The following is a 16,706-nucleotide window of genomic DNA, read 5'->3' on the forward strand; positions in this document are numbered from 1 at the left end:
TAGTCTGAACGATGCTGAGCGAGCCGCAGATGGCCGGGCCGAGCACGGCCCTGATGCGTAAGGCCTATGCCCGCTGGGCCCCCGTCTACGACGTGGTCTACGACAAGCTCACCGAGCCGGCGGCCCGCGCGGCCGTCGAGGCGGCGGCCGAGCACGGTCCGCGGATCCTGGAGGCCGGCGTCGGCACCGGGCTGGCGCTGGGCTACTACCCGAAGGCGAGCTTCGTCTGCGGGGTCGACCTCTCCGAGGACATGCTCAAGCGCGCCCGCGCCAAGGTGAAGCGCCGGAACCTGTCCCACGTGAAGGGCCTGCAGGTGATGGATGTCTGCCACCTCGGCTACGCCGATGCGAGCTTCGACGCCGTGGTGGCGCAGTTCCTGATCACCCTGGTGCCCGACCCCGAAGCCGCGATGTCGGAGTTCCTGCGGGTGGTCCGGCCGGGCGGCGGCATCGTGCTCGCCAACCATTTCGGCCAGAGCGACGGCCCGCTGGCCCGGGTCGAGGAGGTGGTGGCGCCACTTTGCACCAAGATCGGCTGGTCGTCGGACTTCAAGGCGACCCGGATCGAGGCCTGGGCCCGGCGCAACGGCGTCGAGGTGCTGGGCTTGAAGCCGACCTTCCCGGGCGGCTTCTTCAAGATCCTGCGGATGCGCAAAGCCGGGTGAGCAAGACCGGATCAGCCCCCGTCCCCGAGGGGCTCTGGAAGCGACTGCGGCGCTGGCTGCCGCTGGTGCTGCTGCTCTGCATCTCGGCGGTCGTGCTGGTCTCGGGGGCCGCGCACCTCCTGAGCCTCGACCGGCTGCTCGCCTCCCGGGCCTGGCTGCACGGCTTCGTCGAGGCCGGGTTCGTGCGCGCCCTGGTGGCCGCCTACCTGCTCTATGTCATCTCCGTGGTCGTTTCGGTGCCGGCCACGCTGATCCTGACCATGATCTGCGGTTTTTTGTTCGGGATCGTGCCGGGGGCGCTGACCGCAGTCTGCGCCGCCACCACCGGGGCGGCGATCGTATTCGCCATCGGCAAGGGGCCCGGCGTCGATCTGCTGCGCCGGGTGGGCGGGACGCGGCTCGCGGCCTTCACGGACGGGTTCCGGCGCGACGCCTTCGGGTACATCGCGGTGATGCGGCTGCTGCCGCTATTCCCGTTCTGGATGACGAATCTCGCGCCCGCCGCCTGCGGGGTGAAGATGCGGATCTTCGTGCTGGCGACCTTTTTGGGTCTGCTGCCGGGCGCGCTGGTCTACGCCACCACCGGAGCCGGGATCGACGACGTAGTCGCCGCCCACGAGACCGCCAAGGCCGCCTGCCTGGCCTCGGGCGCGCCCGGCTGCGACGAGGCTTTGACCCTGCGGGCGCTGATCACGCCCAAGATGGTGGCGGGGCTGGCGATGCTGGCGCTGTTCGCGCTGGGCAGCGTGTTTCTGAGCCGCCGGTTCCGCCGGGCTTGATCCGAGTCGGTCGGGAGACTTGCGGCGGTGCTTAACGGCTTTGCGCGGTTGGATAGACCGCACCAGAACCGAAGGCTGGCATCGAGATCCGTCACGCTGAGTTCCGGAACGAGGGCCGCGAACCCGCCCTGCGGCGCGGCACCCGATCCCGAGGACGCCGCCCTATCGGCCGGATCGGCCAGCGGCTTCTTGTCGGCCATCACAACCCCCAGGAACAGACCGGCTCCCCCCTTCAGAGCCCCATCCGGTCAGACTGGATCGGACGCAGATGGGACGAGCCATCGAGAGATGTACTTACCGCGATTCGGACCCGAGCCCGAGTCTCGCCCGCCGTCCAGTGCGGCTCACTCCCCACCCTCCTCCCCGCCCAGAGACCATTCCAGCACCCGCGCCAGGTGGTCGTACGCCCCGTACTGGCTGGCATATTGCGGGTAGGGCCGGGCCGTGTAGGCGGCCTCGCCGGTGAGGAAGCGGGCGATCAGGCCTTTCAGGCGCGTGGCGTGCTCGGCCACGATCGCCTCGACACTGCGCTCCTCGCCGCGGGGCGGTTTCACCGGGGCCGGGACGAACGGCTTCCTCCCGCCCGAGGCATGGACGTAGAGCAGGTCGGGGGTGGTCTTTACCGCCGGCAGGCCGTCGAAGGCGCCGTGCATCAGCATCGCCGCCTCCAGGGTGAGCTGCGGCGAGAATCCCGAAAAGATCATCTTCGCCGAGGGCGGCGTACCGGTCTTGTAATCGACGATGCAGGCGCTGCCGTCCGGGCGCAGCTCGATCCGGTCGGCCCGGGCGCGCAGGGTGAAGCTCTCGCGGCCTAGGGGGATCACCCAGCGCCCGGAGACCTCCGGGTGGATGCGGCGCAAGACCGGCCGGCGCTCCGTCTCCCAGGCGAGATAGGCCGCCGCCATGCGCTCGTAGCGCGGCCACCACTCGGCGTAGAGTTCCGGATAGGTGTCGGCGATCTCGCCGAAGGCGTTGGTGGCGATGGCGAAGAGATGCTCCTCCGGCCGCCCGGGTAGGCCATCCGGATGGGCACTGGCAAACTCCGAAAAAATGTCGTGCACCAGGGAGCCGCGGGTGGCGACGCTCGGCACCGCAGCCAGCGGCTCCAGCGGATCGAGCCCGAGCACGTGGCGGGCGAAGATGCTGTAGGGGTCGCGGACCAGCGTCTCGATCTCGGTGACGCTGAGCGAGCGCGGGAACAGAGCCGGGTCCGGCTTCGGCGCCGGGCGCTTCAGCCGCTTTTCGGCCGGGGCGGTGTCGAGGCTGGCGGCGAGGCCGGTGAAGCGCCGTCCGGCCGCCAGCACCGCCTCCCAGCGGGCATCGCCGGCGAGGGCGCGCAGGCGCTGGATCAGCCGCGACGGTACGGTCGGCGAACCCTCGCGCTTGAGCGCCCGGGTGATCACCGCGTCGCGGCAGCCGAGCGCCTGCACGAAGTCGTGCGCCATCTGGCCGATGCGCCGCTCGGGCGGGTTGAGGCCGACCCGCTCGCGCATCGGCCGGTTGAGGAAGGCGTCGGTAAGGGTCCGCACCGGCCAGACGCCCTCGTCGAGCCCGCCGAGCACCACCCGGTCGACCGAGAGCAGGCGCGCCTCCAGCAGGCCCAGGATGCGCAGCCGTGGATGCGGCGCCTCGCCGGAGCAGCCGACCAGGCGCTCCCGGGCGAGCGCGGTGAAGAACGTCGCGTAATCGTCGAACCGCCCCGGCATCAGGCCGGGCTCGGCCATCTCCAGATCGTCGAACAGGGCGTCGAGGCAGGACAGGGAGCCGTCCTCGACCTCCTCGGGGGCGTCTTCCGGGCCGGCGAGCAGCCAGTCGCAGGCGGCGCGATGCCGGGCGGCGGTGGCGACGAGATCGCACTCGCCGGCCCCGTCCGGGCCTGGGAAGTCGGCGAAGACCTGATCCAGCCGGTCGAGCAGGTCCTCGGCGAGATCCCAGTCGATATCCTTCAGGCGGCGCTTGGCCCGGGGGCGGCGCTCCAGAGGCCCGACCCGCTCGGCCGCCAGCGCATTTCGCAGCCCGGAAAAACCCGGGGCCGGGACGGGGCCGCGCAGCAGCCCGATCTCCAGGGCGGCGGCGCCGCGCACCACGTCGGACCGGGCCAGGCCGAGGCGGACCATCGGGTGCGAGAGCAGCGCGATCAGCCGGGCCGGGATCGCGTCGGCCTGGTTGCGGGCGAGGTCGGCGGCCAGCTCCGCGGTGAGCCGGGCGAGCCGTCCGGCGGGGCTTCCGGCCAGCGCCAGCCCGGCCGAATCCTCGGCGACGATGCCCCAGCGCAGCAGCTCCACCGCGACCCGGCCGGCGAGCCCGCGATCCGGCGTGACCAGGGCCGCGGTGGCGCCGGGGACCTGAAGGGCCTCGCGCAGGGCCAGCGCCGCGACCAGGGCCTCCTCCCGCTCGTCGGCGGCCTCGGCGAGAGCCAGCCCCTTCAAGCCGCTTTCGGCGACCGAGTCCCGCTTCTCCGGGTCGAGATCGGCCCAGGCGTCGGTGGTGTCGGCCGGGCGCAGGGCCTGGGACAGCAAAGCGGCCCGGGCCGCCTGGCCGGCATCGGGATCGCCCAAAGCCACGACCTCCGCCCGCGGCAGGGCGAGATTGTCCGGCCCGAGCAGCCGGTGCAGCACCGCCTGGGGGTGCCCGTGGGCGATCACCCGGGAAAACCCCTCGCCGGTGTCGATGTCGGACCAGCCGGCCTCGTCGAGGTCGAGATCGAGCCCCGGCAGCACCACGGCGCCGCGGGGCAGCTTGGCCACGGCCGCGATCAGCCGGGCCGTGGCGGGCACGGAACCCAGCGAGCCAGCGACGATCACGGGATCCGTCGGCGCGGTCCGCGCCAACCGCTGGCCCTCGGCGAGCACGAGGCCGCGGGCGCGGGCGACCGGATCGGACAGGCCGCGCTCAGCCAGGAGCTTCGGCCAGTTCTCGGCGGCGATCTTCACGAAATCCAGGGTCAGGCCGAAATAGCGCGAATACTCGGCCTCCACGGCAGCGCCGATCTCCGACCAGGGCAGGCCCTCGACGGTGAGCGCATCCATCAGCCGCTCGAGATCGCCCGCGAGCCCGACCGCGTCGGCGGGCGAGGACGGCACCAGGAACGGCACCTCGGCGTCCAGCGGCAGCAGGGTCCGGTCGACCGACTTCGCCCAGGCCTGGACCAGGCGGGCGAGAATCAGCCGGCGCTCCAGCGGCGGCATCGGCGTGCTGAGCGGATCGTTGTCCTCCAGCAGCGGCTCGGAGGCGAGGTCGAGCTCGGCCTCGTCGGCCTCGCCGAGGGGGATCATCCGCGGCAGCAGGGCGGCGTAGCCAGGCGCGCCCCGCTCATGCGCCCGCCGGCCGAGCCGGTCGGCGAGGATGGCGCCCAGCGCCCGCGCGGCGCGGCGGGTCGGCAAATAGATGGTGACCGATGCAAGCGCCAGCGGATCCTCCGCCACCGGCCCGACCAGCCGGCCGGACAGCAGCGCCTCGGCGAGCACCGGCAGGAACGGGACGCCCCGGGTGATGGTAAAGACGGCCTGCCGCTCTGACATGGAGCGCCTTTTACGCGGGCTCGGCGGGTCGGGACAGGGGCGTGCGACGACGGCGAACGCGTGCCGTCATCGCGAGCGCAGCGAAGCAACCCAGCGCGGCGCGCGATCCCCGGACGTAGCGTTGCCCTAGGTTGCTTCACTACGCTCGCAAGGACGGTGGGCGGTGAGAACCTATGCCCCCCGCGCCGCCGCGGCGGCGCCGTAGCCCGCCCGCCGCCCGAAGACGACGCCGGAGGTCAGGCCCGAGCCGCCGGGATAACCGTTGAAGAACACGCCGCCGACCATCTCGCCGCAGGCGTAGAGGCCCGGGATCTCGCTGCCGTCCTCGCGCCGAACGCCGCCGCCCTCTCCGACCTCGACCCCGCCATACGTGAAGGTGATGCCGCCGGTGACCGGGTAGGCCTTGAACGGCCCGGTCTCGATCGCCTGGGCCCAGTTCGACTTCGGCAGGGGAAGCCCCTTGGTGCCGCGGCCGTCCTTCACGGTGGGGTCGAACGGGACGGTGTCGTCCACGGCGGCGTTGAACTCGGCGATGGTGCGCTTGGCCGCCGCGCGGTCGATGCCGTCGAGTTTGTCCAGGAGGCCGTCGAGCGTGTCGGCCTCGACGAAGTGGGCGTCGTGGAACCGGTACTCGCTGTAGAGCAGGTGATCGACCTTGGCGTCGAAGATCTGCCAGGCGACGTGGCCGGGCTGCTCCATGATCGAGCGGCCGAACTGGGCGTAGGTGTAATTGCGGAAATTCTTGCCCTCGTCGACGAACCGCTGCCCCTCAGCATTCAGCATGAGGCCCAAAAAATAGCAGATCTTGCGGTAGTGCTTGCGCTCGCCGTGGGGCAGGTCGAGGTTGCCGTAATCGGGGGTGTGCAGGTCCATCGGGGTGGCGTGGCAGCCGCCGTAGAAGCCGTGCGGCTTGGCGCCGAGCGCCAGGGCCATCTCCAGCCCGTCGCCGCGATTGTGCGGGGTGCCGCGCACCCGGGCCTTGTCCCAGCCTTCGCCGATGAAGCGCGTGCGCAGCTCAGGGTTCGATTCGAAGCCGCCGCAGGCCAGGATCACGGCGTTGGCCCGGAACGCGCCCTGGGGGGTCTCCACGCCGACGACGCGGCCCGCCTCGACGATCAGCCCAGTCGCCGGACAGCCGTAGCGGATTTCGCCGCCGGCCTTGGTGAAGGCCTCCAGCTCAGCCCGGGCGAGTCCGAAGCCCTCGTCGTGGGTGGCCAGCGTCAGGCCGCCCCAAAACACGAAGCGCCCATCCTTCTCGAAGGATTGCCGGGCATAGATCGGCTCGAACTTCACGCCTTGCGTCGAGAGCCAGCGCAGGGCCGCGCCGCTCTCGTCGATCAGGATGCGCTGCTCGCGCGAGAGCGGCCGGCCGTCGTTGAAGCCGAGCAGGTCGGACTCGAAGGTCTGGGCCGTGTAGGCGCCGAAATCTGTGCGCGGCAGGCGCGGATCGTCCGGGTCGGCCAGCAGCGGGAGCAGATCGTCGTTGCCCTGGTAGACGAACCGCATGGCGCCGGCCGTGTAGGCGGTGTTGCCGCCGGCGAGATCCGGCTCGGCCTTCTCGATCATCAGCACCGAGGCGCCGCGCTCGAGGGCGGCGAGGCCCGCGCTCATGGCGGCGTTGCCGGAGCCGACCACCACGACATCCCATGATCCGTCCGGACGATCCTGCATCCCCGCCTCCACCGCTCCGCTCTATGTCCATGATTGTATACGCTCGCATGCAATCGGCTGCAAGCGTTCCGGACGGCGTGGATTCAGGCTAAGGCCCCGGTCGAGGAGAGCCTGACATGAAAGCGAGTGAGTCGGAGCGCTCCAACGGCGTCGCCGCCTATGAGCGTCTGCTGCAAGCGATCGAGGAGGGCGAGCTGGCCCCCGGCAGCCGCCTGCGCGAGGCGGAGCTGGCCGAGCGCTTCGCGATCAGCCGCACGCCGGTGCGCGAGGCGCTGGGCCGCCTGGAGGCGCAGGGCCTCGTCGCGCACGAGCCGCACCGGGGCGCCAGCGTGGCGCAGCTCGATTACGGCCAGGTCAGCGAGCTCTACGACATGCGCGAGGTGCTGGAGGGCACGGCCGCCCGGCTCGCCGCGATCCACGCGAGCGCGGTCGAAACCGAGATCCTGGAGGAGATGATCGCCCGCGACCGGACGCTCACCGGCGACGCGGCGGCACTGGCCCGCAACAACCGGCTGTTCCACCGGCAGATCCACGCGGCGGCGCGCAACCGCTTCCTGCAGGGCACCCTGGAGACGATGCGGCTGTCGCTGGTGCTTCTGCCCGGCGCCACGACGCTGGCGGCGCCCGAGCGCGCCGGGGAGTCCCTCGACGAGCACGCCGCGATCATCGCGGCGATCCGGGTCCATGACGGCGACGGCGCCGAGGCGGCGGCGCGCGCGCATATCCGCGCCGCCTTCAAGGCACGGATCCGGATCTGGCAGGGGGTGTAGGGACCTCGCCGTCAGGCGTGGGCCGGAACCCGCGCGTCCCGCGGCCCGCCGCGGAACAGCGCGAGCGTCGCGACGATGCCGCAGGCGGCGGCCGCCATCAGCCAGTAGCTCGGCGCCGCCCGGTCGCCGGTCTGGTCGATCAGGTAGGTCGAGACCATCGGGGTGGCGGTGCCGAACAGGGCCGTGGCGAGACTGTAGGCCAGGGAGAAGCCGCTGGCGCGCACGCGCGCCGGCACCACCTCGGACAGCGCCACGATCATCGCGCCATTGTAGACGCCGAAGAAGAACGACAGCCACAGCTCGACCCCGAGCATCTTGCCGAAGGTCGGATCGGCCACGAGCCAGTGCAGGGCCGGGTAGGTGGTCAGCAGCGACAGGACTGAGATCGTCAGCAGCACCGGCTTGCGCCCGACCGCGTCCGAGAGCGCCCCGCCCACGGGCAGCCAGATGAAGTTGGTGATCGCCACGCACAGGGTGACGATCAGGCTGTCGGTCTCGGTGAGCTTGAGGACGTTCTTGCCGAAGGTCGGGGTGTAGACGGTGATCATGTAGAAGGTCACCGTGGTCATGGTCGACAGCATCATGCCGAGCAGCACGATCCGCCAGTTGGTCGCCACGGTGGTGAGGATCTCGCGCGTGCCCGGATGATGGGTCCGGCGGGCGAATTCCTGGGTCTCCTGCAGGGCGCGCCGGATGAAGAAGATGAACGGCACGATCAGGCAGCCGATGAAGAACGGGATCCGCCAGCCGAAATCGCCGATCTGCTGCTTGGTCAGGTAGGCGTTAAGCCCGTAGCCGATCACGGCCGCGAACATGATCGCCACCTGCTGGCTGGCCGACTGGAACGCCGTGTAAAAACCCTTCCGCCCAGGGGTGGCGATCTCGAACAGGTAGATCGAGACGCCGCCGATCTCGACGCCCGCGGAAAAGCCCTGCAGCAGGCGCCCGGCCAGCACGATCAGCGGTGCGGCGATGCCGATCGTCCCGTAACTCGGGCAGAAGGCGATCAGCACCGTGCCGCTCGCCATGATCGCCAGGGTGACGATCAGCCCCTTCCGGCGCCCGATCCGGTCGATATAGGCGCCGAGCACGATCGCCCCGAGGGGCCGCATCAGCGCGCCGAGCCAGAAGGTCCCGAAGGTCAGGAGCAGCTCGGTGGTCTCGTTGCCCGAGGGGAAGAACGCCCGCGAGATGTAGCTGGCGTAGAACCCGAACAGGAAGAAGTCGAACATCTCCAGGAAGTTGCCGCTCGTCGCGCGGAGGATCGCCCCGATCCTGGATTGCAGAGTCGCTTCGACGGAGCCCGGATCACCGGCCATGATGCAACGCTCCGGATTTCGCGTTCAAACGCCGATCCATTTCATCGCGATGATCGTCCCGGTCACGGTCAGGGCGCCGCCGATCCGGGTTGCGATCTGGGCAAACGGCATCAGCGCCATGCGGTTGGCCGCCGTGAGGATCGCGACGTCGCCGGTACCACCCTGGCCGCTGTGGCAGGCGTTCACGATGGCGGTCTCGATCGGGTACATCCCGAGCGCGCGGCCGACGAAGAAGCCGGTGACCATCAGCGTCGAGACGGTCGACACGATGGTGATCAGGTTCACCAGGGTGAAGGCCGCCATCAGCTCGTTCCAGGGGGTGAGCGCCACCCCGATGGCGAAGAGCAGCGGATAGGTCATCGAAACCTGGACGAACTTGTAGACCACGAAGCCACCGGCCTGGAGGTGGGGCGACACGGCGCTGCCGAGCTTGGCGAACACCGCCAGGAACAGCATCGCCACCGGCGCCGGCAGGCCGACGAGGTGGTGGGCGATGACCCCGAGCAGGTAGAGGGTGATGGCCGTGAGCCCGGCCGCGCCGATCGTGGCGGCGTCGATCTGGCCCCGCGCCGCCTCGGAGCGCGCCTGCGCGTCGCTCGATTCCATGCCCTCCGCGCCGGGCTGAAGCCGGCCCTCGCCGGTGAGGTGGGGATAGCGCTTGCCGACGGCGTTGAGGGTGCCGGCGAAGATGATCGCAGTGAGCGAGCCGAGCATTACCGGCGGGAGCACCTGGGCGAAGACGACGCCCTGCTGCTGGCCCAGGATCGCCGCGTAGCCGATCGAGAGCGGAATCGCGCCCTCGCCGACGCCGCCTGCCATGATCGGCACGACGATGAAGAAGAAGGTCTTGTAGGGGCCAAGGCCCAGCGCGGTGCCGACCAGGGTGCCGACGATGGCGGCCGCCACCGAGCCGACCGCGAGCGGCGCGAAGATCTTGAGGAAGCCCTTGATTAGGACGTCGCGATCCATGCCGAGGATCGAGCCGACGATGATCGTAGCGATGTAGATGTAGAGGAAGTTGGTGAACTTCGTGAAATCGAAGATCGCCTTCTCCATCTGCGGCGGCACCAGCTTGTAATAGACCAGCGCCGACGGGATGAAGGTTGCGAAGATCGCGCCCGCGCCGATGTTGCGCAGGATCGGGATGCGCTTGCCGATCTCCGCGCAGGTGAAGCCGCCCATCACCAGCACGGCGATCATGGTCGGCCCGTCCGGCTTGACCTCGCCCTCCTGGACCAGGACCACCAGCAGGATCGCCACGATGACGTAGAGCGGCAGCGGGATGATGCCGATCTTCATGTCGACCAGGCGCCACCAGCCCTCCGGCCAGAACCGCGACGCGCGGCGCTCGGCGACCGGGTTTTCGGCCGATGCCGGCACGGGGCTGGTCGAGGCGGAACTGGTCATCGGCTTCCTCCGGACTTCCGACCACGCGCGGGCCCTTCCGGCCTTCGCCGCGCGGCCCCGGTCGCCGCGATGGTGGCGACCGGGGCCGCGCGGTCGGCGGAGATAAAGTCGATTCCGGCGTATCAGCGCCCGCCGAGACCGGCAACGCGAACCGCGGAACAAAGCGCGCAACCTGTATTGAGGATCAGGATTAAACTGGCTTCTCAGTCTCGGCACGCGGGCGCGACGCGAAACGGCCCGGCGGGGGGCCGGGCCGAAAACGTCGCGATGCGGGGGCCGGCTCCGGGATCGGGGTCGGCCGGTCGGATCAGAAGTCGCGCTGCACGCGGAAGCGCACGTGGGTCATCGAATCCTGCGTCGCGGTCCGCGGCACGAAGGTGCCGTTGTTGATGGCGGCAACGGCACCGTACGCACCCGGGCCCTTGTCGAGGTCGATGACCCGGCCGCTCTTCACGCCGACCTGCGTGTAGAAGGCCTCGACGCCGATATCGAGGTCGGTGACCGGAGACCAGATGAGGCTGCCGCCGAGCACGTACTGGTAGGTGTCGCGCAGGGCCTGGCTCAGCTGGTAGAACCGGGTGCCGGGCACGCCGACGCCGTTGGTGCCGAAGCTGTTGCCGCTCGGGTTCACCAGGCTGAACAGCGCGCCCTGGGCCAGGCGGGCGCCGGCCGAGAAATCCTGCTCCCCGTAGGAGCCGAACAGGGCCGAGCGCCATTCCGGCGACCAGTAATGCAGGTACGACGCCACTGCCGAGAAGCTGGTCGAGGTCTGGAGCTGGCCGGTGAACGGGTTGATCGACGCGTCGGCGAAGTACTGCTCGAACTTCTGGGTATCGAAGCCGGTGTTGGACTGCGCGTAGCAGCCGGCGATCATGCAATAGCCGGCATAGCTCTGCGCGCCGTTGGCGTAGGCGCCCTGGAGATAGAGGGTATCCCCCGGGGCGATCGATGGCAGGTTGAACTTCACGCCGCCCTGCACGCCCCAGCCCTCGACTGAATTGGCGTGCCGGATCCCGGTGAGCACGCCGCCCGCGCCCGCGGCCGTGGCGGTGCTCAGGTTGCCGACGTTGATCTCGTGCGTGGCGGCCGAGAGCTGAGCCGAGCCCCAGGCTTGGTCGACGCGCAGGGCGCCGACGAAGTCGGGCAGCCGCGAGCGCTGGACGGTATCAACGTTGCCGTAGCGGGACGGCCGGCCGTCGGTGTAGCCGACGAAGGCGGGGGTGAGTGCGTTCCCGGACGGCGAGAAGACCGGCGAGCGGGTGAAGACCGGATCTTCGATCGATAGGGTCGCCGACACGCCGTTGCCGAAGGTGCCCGTGTAGGCGAGCAGGTTGGTGGACGAATTGTCCGAGCCCGAGGTCGCGCCGTAGAATTCGAAATCGTGGGCGTAGAAGTCGTAGAACGACGACGCGCGACCGGCGGTCAGGCCGGCGAACTGGATGAACGCCTTGTCGACGTTCACGTATTGCTGCGCCTGGCCCCGCTCGTCGACGCCGGTGGCGCCGTAGGCCTGGCCGATGCGCAGCATCGTGCCGGAATGGATGACGCCCGTGCGGGAGGCGGCGTCGAGGCGCACGAAGGCGCGCAGGGTGCCGTAGGCGGTCTGGGTGCGGGCATCGAGGTTGAAGCGCGCCAACCCGCGATAGCCCGACGTCTCGCCGACAGCGCCCGGCTGGCGGCTGGACGATGTCTGGTAGGCCCCTTCGAACCGGGCCCGGCCAGAGATGCGCAGGCAGGTATCGGTGCCGGGGATGTAGAAGAATCCCGCGCCGTAGGCGGAGCAGACGCGGACGTACTCGATCGGCGCGGCCTTCTTGACCGGCAGGTCGGCGGCGTGGGCGGCTCCGGCCGCGGTGAATGCGGTGACGGACCCAAGCAAGAAACGATTCAATAATCTCATCAAGACCCCCAGATATTTTGAGCCTACGGCGGCAATGCGTTTCGCATGTCCTGACGATTGCAGGATTTTTTTTATGCTTTATGTTCTGTAGAAGATTGATCCGAGACTTAGGACCCGGAATTCATCTTTCGACGTTCATCCTGCGATCGCGGTCTTTAGCGAGCAACATTTATTCCATGATTCGTCTTCGCATTTACGCTGATGTTGCTAATCCGCCACGTTGAATGTGCCTATTATTGTTCAGTCTATATTCAAATATTCGACATCAAATCATTCAATAGGAAATGATCACTTGCGCTATCGCTGTTTTGACGCGCGCCCGATGCAGCAGATCATCTGATCTTGAGGGGCGGCGGACGAGTCGCCCGGCCTGCTGAACCGATGGTGTTCCTGCCACTGCCGGCAGGCTGCCCTCGCCTGTCGGTGGTGGGCGCCGCTTGGGCCGCCATCCTGACGGGCAGTGGCCACGCTGATCCTCGCCAGCGAATCGCAACCGCCTTCGATCACCTTCAGCCGTATGCGCAGGCGCGGTGCCCGGACGCCATTGGCCGGGGGAGCGTCGCGACCGGTCGGCACGATGACGCCCGCAACAAAAAGAGGCCCGGCGCGGAGCCGGGCCTCAAACGTCGCATCGCACGGGACCGGGACCGAAGACCCGGCACCGATGTGTCGGATCAGAAGTCGCGCTGGACGCGGAGGCGGATCTGCGAGACCGAATCCTGTGTCGCGGTGCGCGGCACGAAGGTGCCGGCGTTGATGCCGGCGACGTTGGCATAGGCCGTCGGGCTCTTGTCCGAGTCGATGACCCTGCCGCTCTTCACGCCGACCTGGGTGTAAAAACCTTCGACGCCGATATCGAGATCTCTTACCGGCGACCAGATCAAGCTCGCCCCGACCACATATTGGTAGCTGTCGCGCAGCGCCTGGCTCAGTTGATAGAACCGGGTCCCCGGCACGCCGACGGCGTTGGCGCCGAACGCGACGGCGCCGTTCGGGCTCACGAGGCTGTAGGCCGCGCCCTGCGCCAAACGGGCGCCGGCCGAGAAATCCTGCTCGCCGTAGGAGCCGAAGACGGCCGAGCGCCATTCCGGCGACCAGTAATGCAGGAACGAGGCGACCGCCGAAAAACTAGTCGAGGTCTGCAACTGGCCGGTAAACGGGTTGATCGACGCATCGGCGAAGGACTGCGCGAATTTCTGCCCACCAAAACCGGTATTGGCCTGCGCATAGCAGCCGGCAATCATGCAATAGCCGACATAGTTCTGCGTTCCGTCGCCGTAGGCGCCCTGTAGGTAGAGGGCATCGCCCGGGGCGATGAACGGCGTGTTCACCTTCACGCCGCCCTGCACCGCCCAGCCCTGGACCGAACCGGTATGCGCAACACCGGTGATCACACCACCAGTGCCGTCGGCCGGGGCGGTACTCAGGTTGCCGACATTGATCTCGTGCGTGGCGGCCGAGAGTTGCGCGGAGCCCCAATCCTGCTCGACGCGCAGGGCGCCGACGAAGTCGGGCAGCCGCGAGCGCTGGATGCTGTCGATGGTGCCGTAGCGGGACGGCAGGCCGTCGGCATAGCCGACAAAGACGGGGCCAACCGGGGTCGTGGCCGTGGTCGCGTAGGGCGCGAAGACCGGCGTGCGGCGGTAGACCGGGTCTTCGACCGACAGCGTCGCCGAGAACCCGTCGCCGACGGTCGCCGTGTAGGCGAGCAGATTGGTCGACGACGTATCCGAGCCGGAGGTGGCGCCGTAGAACTCGAAGTCATGGGCGTAGAAGTCGAAGTAAGACGCCGCACGACCGGCGGTCAGGCCGGCGAACTGGATGAACGCCTTGTCGACATTCACATGTTGCTGTGCGTGGCCGGCCTCGTCGACGCCGGTGGCGGCGTACGAATGGCCGATGCGCAGCTGGGTGCCGGAATGGATGAGGCCGGTGCGGGAGGCGGCATCGAGGCGCACCAGGGCGCGCAGGGTTCCGTACTCGGTCCGGGTGCGAGCATCGAAGTTGAAGCGCAACAGCCCCCGATAGCCCGACGTGTCGCCCGTGCCGGTCTGGCGCGAGTAGGTCGTCTGGTAATTGCCCTCGAACCGGGTCCGGCCGGAGATGCGCAGGCAGGTATCGGTACCGGGGATGTAGAAGAAGGCGACGCCGTGCGTGGTGCAGACGCGGACATACTCGACCGGTTCGGCCTTCTTCACCGGCAGGTCGGCCGCGTGCGCCGCGCCGACCGTGGCGAAAGCAGCGGTAGAACCAAGCAGCAGGAAACGATTCGATAGACTCATCAATGCCCCCAGATGTTTGAAGCCGATAACGGCAACCCTCCTCGGCTTCCCCCATCTGTCGAAGGATTTTTTCTCATTCCGCTTGTTGGCGGAATATTTATTCCAAATCTGGCGGATAAAGTCCGTATTTGGATGATTATCCTGCGTTTCAGTTCTTTAGCGGGCAACAGTCATTCTTGAACTCATCTGCTCATTTGCGAATGAGTTGCATATAAGAAACAGTAAAATGCGGATTTATATGGGAGGATCATATAAATATACGACGGGTTGATTATTGATTTTTGAAAAATTCGGTCGCGTTACTATCGTTCTCACGCAGCGGCCGACGCGTCCGATTGTTTAATCGTGATGGCGCGCGCATCCCTGAGCGGTGGGCGCCAAGGGCGCCGGCCATCGAGCACCTCGACGGTGCCGTCGTTCCAAACGGGCTTCGGAGGCGTGCGCTGACTCGGCACCGGGTCGACGCGCTGCAAGCCGGGGCCGTGCGTCGGTTCGAAAGCCGCAACAAAAAAAGCCCGGCGCGGAGCCGGGCGTTGGACGTCGACATGCACGGGAACCGGTGCCAGGCGTGAGGCCCGGCACCGATAGGTCGGATCAGAAGTCGCGCTGGATGCGGAGACGGACCTGCGAGACCGAGTCCTGCGTCGCGGTGCGCGGCAGGAAGGTGCCGGCGTTGATGCCGGCGACGTTGGCATAGGCCGTCGGGCTCTTGTCGAGGTCGATCGCCCGGCCGCTCTTCAGACCGATCTGCGTGTAGTAGCCCTCAATGCCGAGATCGAGATCCTTCACCGGCGACCAGATCAGGCTCGCACCGGCGACGAACTGGTAGGTGTCGCGCAAAGCCTGGCTCAACTGGTAGAACCGAGTCCCCGGCACGCCGACGGCGTTGGTGCTGAAGGTGTTGGTGCCGTTCGGATTCAGAAGGTTGAAGGCCGCGCCCTGGGCAAGGCGGGCGCTCCGGGAAAAGCTCTGCTCGCCGTAGGAGCCGAAGACGGCCGAGCGCCATTCCGGCGACCAGTAGTGCAGATACGACGCCACCGCGGTGACGCTGTTCGAGGTCTGCAACTGGCCGGTGAACGGGTTGATCGTCGCATCGGAGAAGTATTGGTTGAACGTCTGGCCCTGGATCGTGGCGGCGTTCGGGGACGCTGAGCCGCTGAACGTGGAATAGCCGGTGTAGAACTGGGCCCCGTCGCCATAGGCAGCCTGCAGGTACAGGGCGTCACCGGGCGCGACGAACGGCGCATTCACCTTCAGGCCGCCCTGCACCGCCCAGGTCTGGACGCTGTTGGTATGGGCGACGCTGACATTCGCACCGGTACCGAGGGCGATGTTGCCGACGTTCAGCTCATGCGTTGCAGCCGAGAGCTGGGCCGAGCCCCAGACTTGATCGACGCGCAGGACGCCGACGAAGTCGGGCAGGCGTTCCCGCTGGATGGTGTCGATGTTGCCGAAGCTCGACGGGACACCCCTTGTATAGCCGACGAAGACGGGGCTGACCGGGGCAGCGCCGCCCGACGGCGCGAAGATCGGCGTGCGGCGGAAGACCGGATCTTCGACCGACAGGGTCGCCGACAGGCCGTTGCCGAAGGTCGCCGTGTAGGCGAACAGGTTGGTGGAGGCGACATCCGACCCCGCGGTGGCACTCGAGAGCTCGAAATCGTGGGCGTAGAAGTCGAAGAACGAGGCGGCACGACCGGCGGTCAGGCCGGCGAACTGGATGAACGCCTTGTCGACGTTCACGACCTGCTGCGCGCGGCCGGTCTCATCGACGCCGGTGGCGGCATAGGCTAGGCCGATGCGTTCCTGAGTGCCGGACCGGCCGACGCCGGAAGCGCCGGCGCGGCTGCCCGCATCGAGGCGTACGAAGGCGCGCAGAGTGCCGTAGGCGGTCTGGGTGCGGGCATCCAGGTTGAAACGCAGCAATCCGCGATAGCCCGATGTATCGCCGCTGTTGGTGCCGGCTTGCCGGGTATAGGCGGTGATGTAGCCGCCCTCGAACCGCGCTCGGCCGGAGACCCGCAGGCAGGTCTCGGTGCCGGGGATGTAGAAGAAGCCGGCCCCGAAGGCGGAGCAGACGCGGACGTACTCGATCGGCGCCACCTTCTTGACCGGCAGGTCGGCGGAGTCGGCGGCTCCGACCGCGACGAACGCTGCGAGGGACCCGAGCAGGCAACGTCTTAATAATCTCATCGCGGCCTCGATATTTGACCTCAAACTTGGGGCTGTTTATTGCAATTAAAATTCATCTAAAATAATTATTATCGAACTATTTCTATAAATTACCATACATATTGCCTTATATATTATCAATATGTATATTCTGCATTCCATAATGTCACGGAGCAAGACTTATTTCGAAAATAAAATTACATTTATGAGCTTGTTGCTT

Annotated in this window: 11 protein-coding genes; 4 read left to right on the forward strand and 7 right to left on the reverse strand. The window is 67.9% G+C overall.

Features of this window, described 5'->3' with window-relative positions; translation table 11 throughout:
• The first annotated feature begins 11 nt into the window (after positions 1-11).
• Positions 12-665 (forward strand): class I SAM-dependent methyltransferase, encoded by a 654-nt coding sequence (locus MKK67_RS07780; protein ID WP_243944429.1) that lies wholly within the window; start codon positions 12-14, stop codon positions 663-665.
• On the forward strand, positions 662-1,444 hold the full coding sequence (locus tag MKK67_RS07785) for a TVP38/TMEM64 family protein (protein ID WP_243963223.1): 783 nt from the start codon (positions 662-664) through the stop codon (positions 1,442-1,444). The genes MKK67_RS07780 and MKK67_RS07785 overlap by 4 nt, the downstream gene beginning before the upstream one ends.
• Before the next feature lie 344 nt (positions 1,445-1,788).
• Here MKK67_RS07785 and addB read toward each other — a convergent pair whose 3' ends face one another.
• The gene (addB, locus tag MKK67_RS07790; protein WP_243963225.1) at positions 1,789-4,965 is read right to left on the reverse strand and encodes a double-strand break repair protein AddB; all 3,177 of its coding nucleotides are present in this window, start codon (positions 4,963-4,965) and stop codon (positions 1,789-1,791) included.
• 171 nt (positions 4,966-5,136) lie between these two features.
• Positions 5,137-6,636, reverse strand: a complete 1,500-nt coding sequence (gene tcuA / locus MKK67_RS07795; protein WP_243963227.1) for an FAD-dependent tricarballylate dehydrogenase TcuA — start codon at positions 6,634-6,636, stop codon at positions 5,137-5,139.
• A gap of 116 nt (positions 6,637-6,752) precedes the next feature.
• Here tcuA and MKK67_RS07800 point away from each other — a divergent pair, with 116 nt between their 5' ends.
• Positions 6,753-7,406 carry a GntR family transcriptional regulator gene (locus MKK67_RS07800; protein WP_243963229.1) on the forward strand — a complete coding sequence of 218 codons (654 nt, stop codon included), beginning with the start codon at positions 6,753-6,755 and terminating at the stop codon, positions 7,404-7,406.
• 11 nt (positions 7,407-7,417) lie between these two features.
• On the opposite strand, the gene MKK67_RS07805 is transcribed toward MKK67_RS07800, so the two are convergent.
• From MKK67_RS07805 to MKK67_RS07820, 4 genes are all read right to left on the reverse strand, one after another.
• A complete protein-coding gene (locus MKK67_RS07805) occupies positions 7,418-8,725 on the reverse strand; it encodes an MFS transporter (protein ID WP_243963231.1) in 1,308 nt (435 codons plus the stop codon).
• A 24-nt stretch (positions 8,726-8,749) separates the two neighbouring features.
• A complete protein-coding gene (locus tag MKK67_RS07810) occupies positions 8,750-10,132 on the reverse strand; it encodes a 2-hydroxycarboxylate transporter family protein (RefSeq protein WP_243963233.1) in 1,383 nt (460 codons plus the stop codon).
• A 307-nt stretch (positions 10,133-10,439) separates the two neighbouring features.
• Positions 10,440-12,032 (reverse strand): porin, encoded by a 1,593-nt coding sequence (locus tag MKK67_RS07815; RefSeq protein ID WP_243963234.1) that lies wholly within the window; start codon positions 12,030-12,032, stop codon positions 10,440-10,442.
• Positions 12,033-12,706: 674 nt separating this feature from the next.
• Positions 12,707-14,314, reverse strand: coding sequence for a porin (locus MKK67_RS07820; protein ID WP_243963235.1), 1,608 nt, complete (start codon positions 14,312-14,314; stop codon positions 12,707-12,709).
• Between the two features lie 12 nt (positions 14,315-14,326).
• On the opposite strand from MKK67_RS07820, the gene MKK67_RS07825 reads away from it, so the two are divergent.
• Positions 14,327-14,494: a hypothetical protein gene (locus MKK67_RS07825; RefSeq protein WP_243963236.1), complete on the forward strand. Its 168-nt coding sequence runs from the start codon at positions 14,327-14,329 to the stop codon at positions 14,492-14,494.
• Between the two features lie 414 nt (positions 14,495-14,908).
• Here the strand turns inward: MKK67_RS07825 and MKK67_RS07830 are convergent, their stop codons facing one another.
• Positions 14,909-16,507 carry a porin gene (locus MKK67_RS07830; protein ID WP_243963237.1) on the reverse strand — a complete coding sequence of 533 codons (1,599 nt, stop codon included), beginning with the start codon at positions 16,505-16,507 and terminating at the stop codon, positions 14,909-14,911.
• Positions 16,508-16,706: the final 199 nt, after the last annotated feature.

This window comes from Methylobacterium sp. J-072, from assembly GCF_022829425.1.
GTDB lineage: Bacteria > Pseudomonadota > Alphaproteobacteria > Rhizobiales > Beijerinckiaceae > Methylobacterium.

Coding starts and splice junctions, on each gene's coding strand:
- MKK67_RS07810 (WP_243963233.1), bottom strand. CDS start 10,132: ATGACCAGTTCCGCCTCGACCAGCCCCGTGCCGGCATCGGCCGAAAAC.
- MKK67_RS07780 (WP_243944429.1), top strand. CDS start 12: ATGCTGAGCGAGCCGCAGATGGCCGGGCCGAGCACGGCCCTGATGCGT.
- MKK67_RS07800 (WP_243963229.1), top strand. CDS start 6,753: ATGAAAGCGAGTGAGTCGGAGCGCTCCAACGGCGTCGCCGCCTATGAG.
- addB (WP_243963225.1), bottom strand. CDS start 4,965: ATGTCAGAGCGGCAGGCCGTCTTTACCATCACCCGGGGCGTCCCGTTC.
- tcuA (WP_243963227.1), bottom strand. CDS start 6,636: ATGCAGGATCGTCCGGACGGATCATGGGATGTCGTGGTGGTCGGCTCC.
- MKK67_RS07805 (WP_243963231.1), bottom strand. CDS start 8,725: ATGGCCGGTGATCCGGGCTCCGTCGAAGCGACTCTGCAATCCAGGATC.
- MKK67_RS07815 (WP_243963234.1), bottom strand. CDS start 12,032: ATGAGATTATTGAATCGTTTCTTGCTTGGGTCCGTCACCGCATTCACC.
- MKK67_RS07820 (WP_243963235.1), bottom strand. CDS start 14,314: ATGAGTCTATCGAATCGTTTCCTGCTGCTTGGTTCTACCGCTGCTTTC.
- MKK67_RS07825 (WP_243963236.1), top strand. CDS start 14,327: ATGTTTGAAGCCGATAACGGCAACCCTCCTCGGCTTCCCCCATCTGTC.
- MKK67_RS07830 (WP_243963237.1), bottom strand. CDS start 16,507: ATGAGATTATTAAGACGTTGCCTGCTCGGGTCCCTCGCAGCGTTCGTC.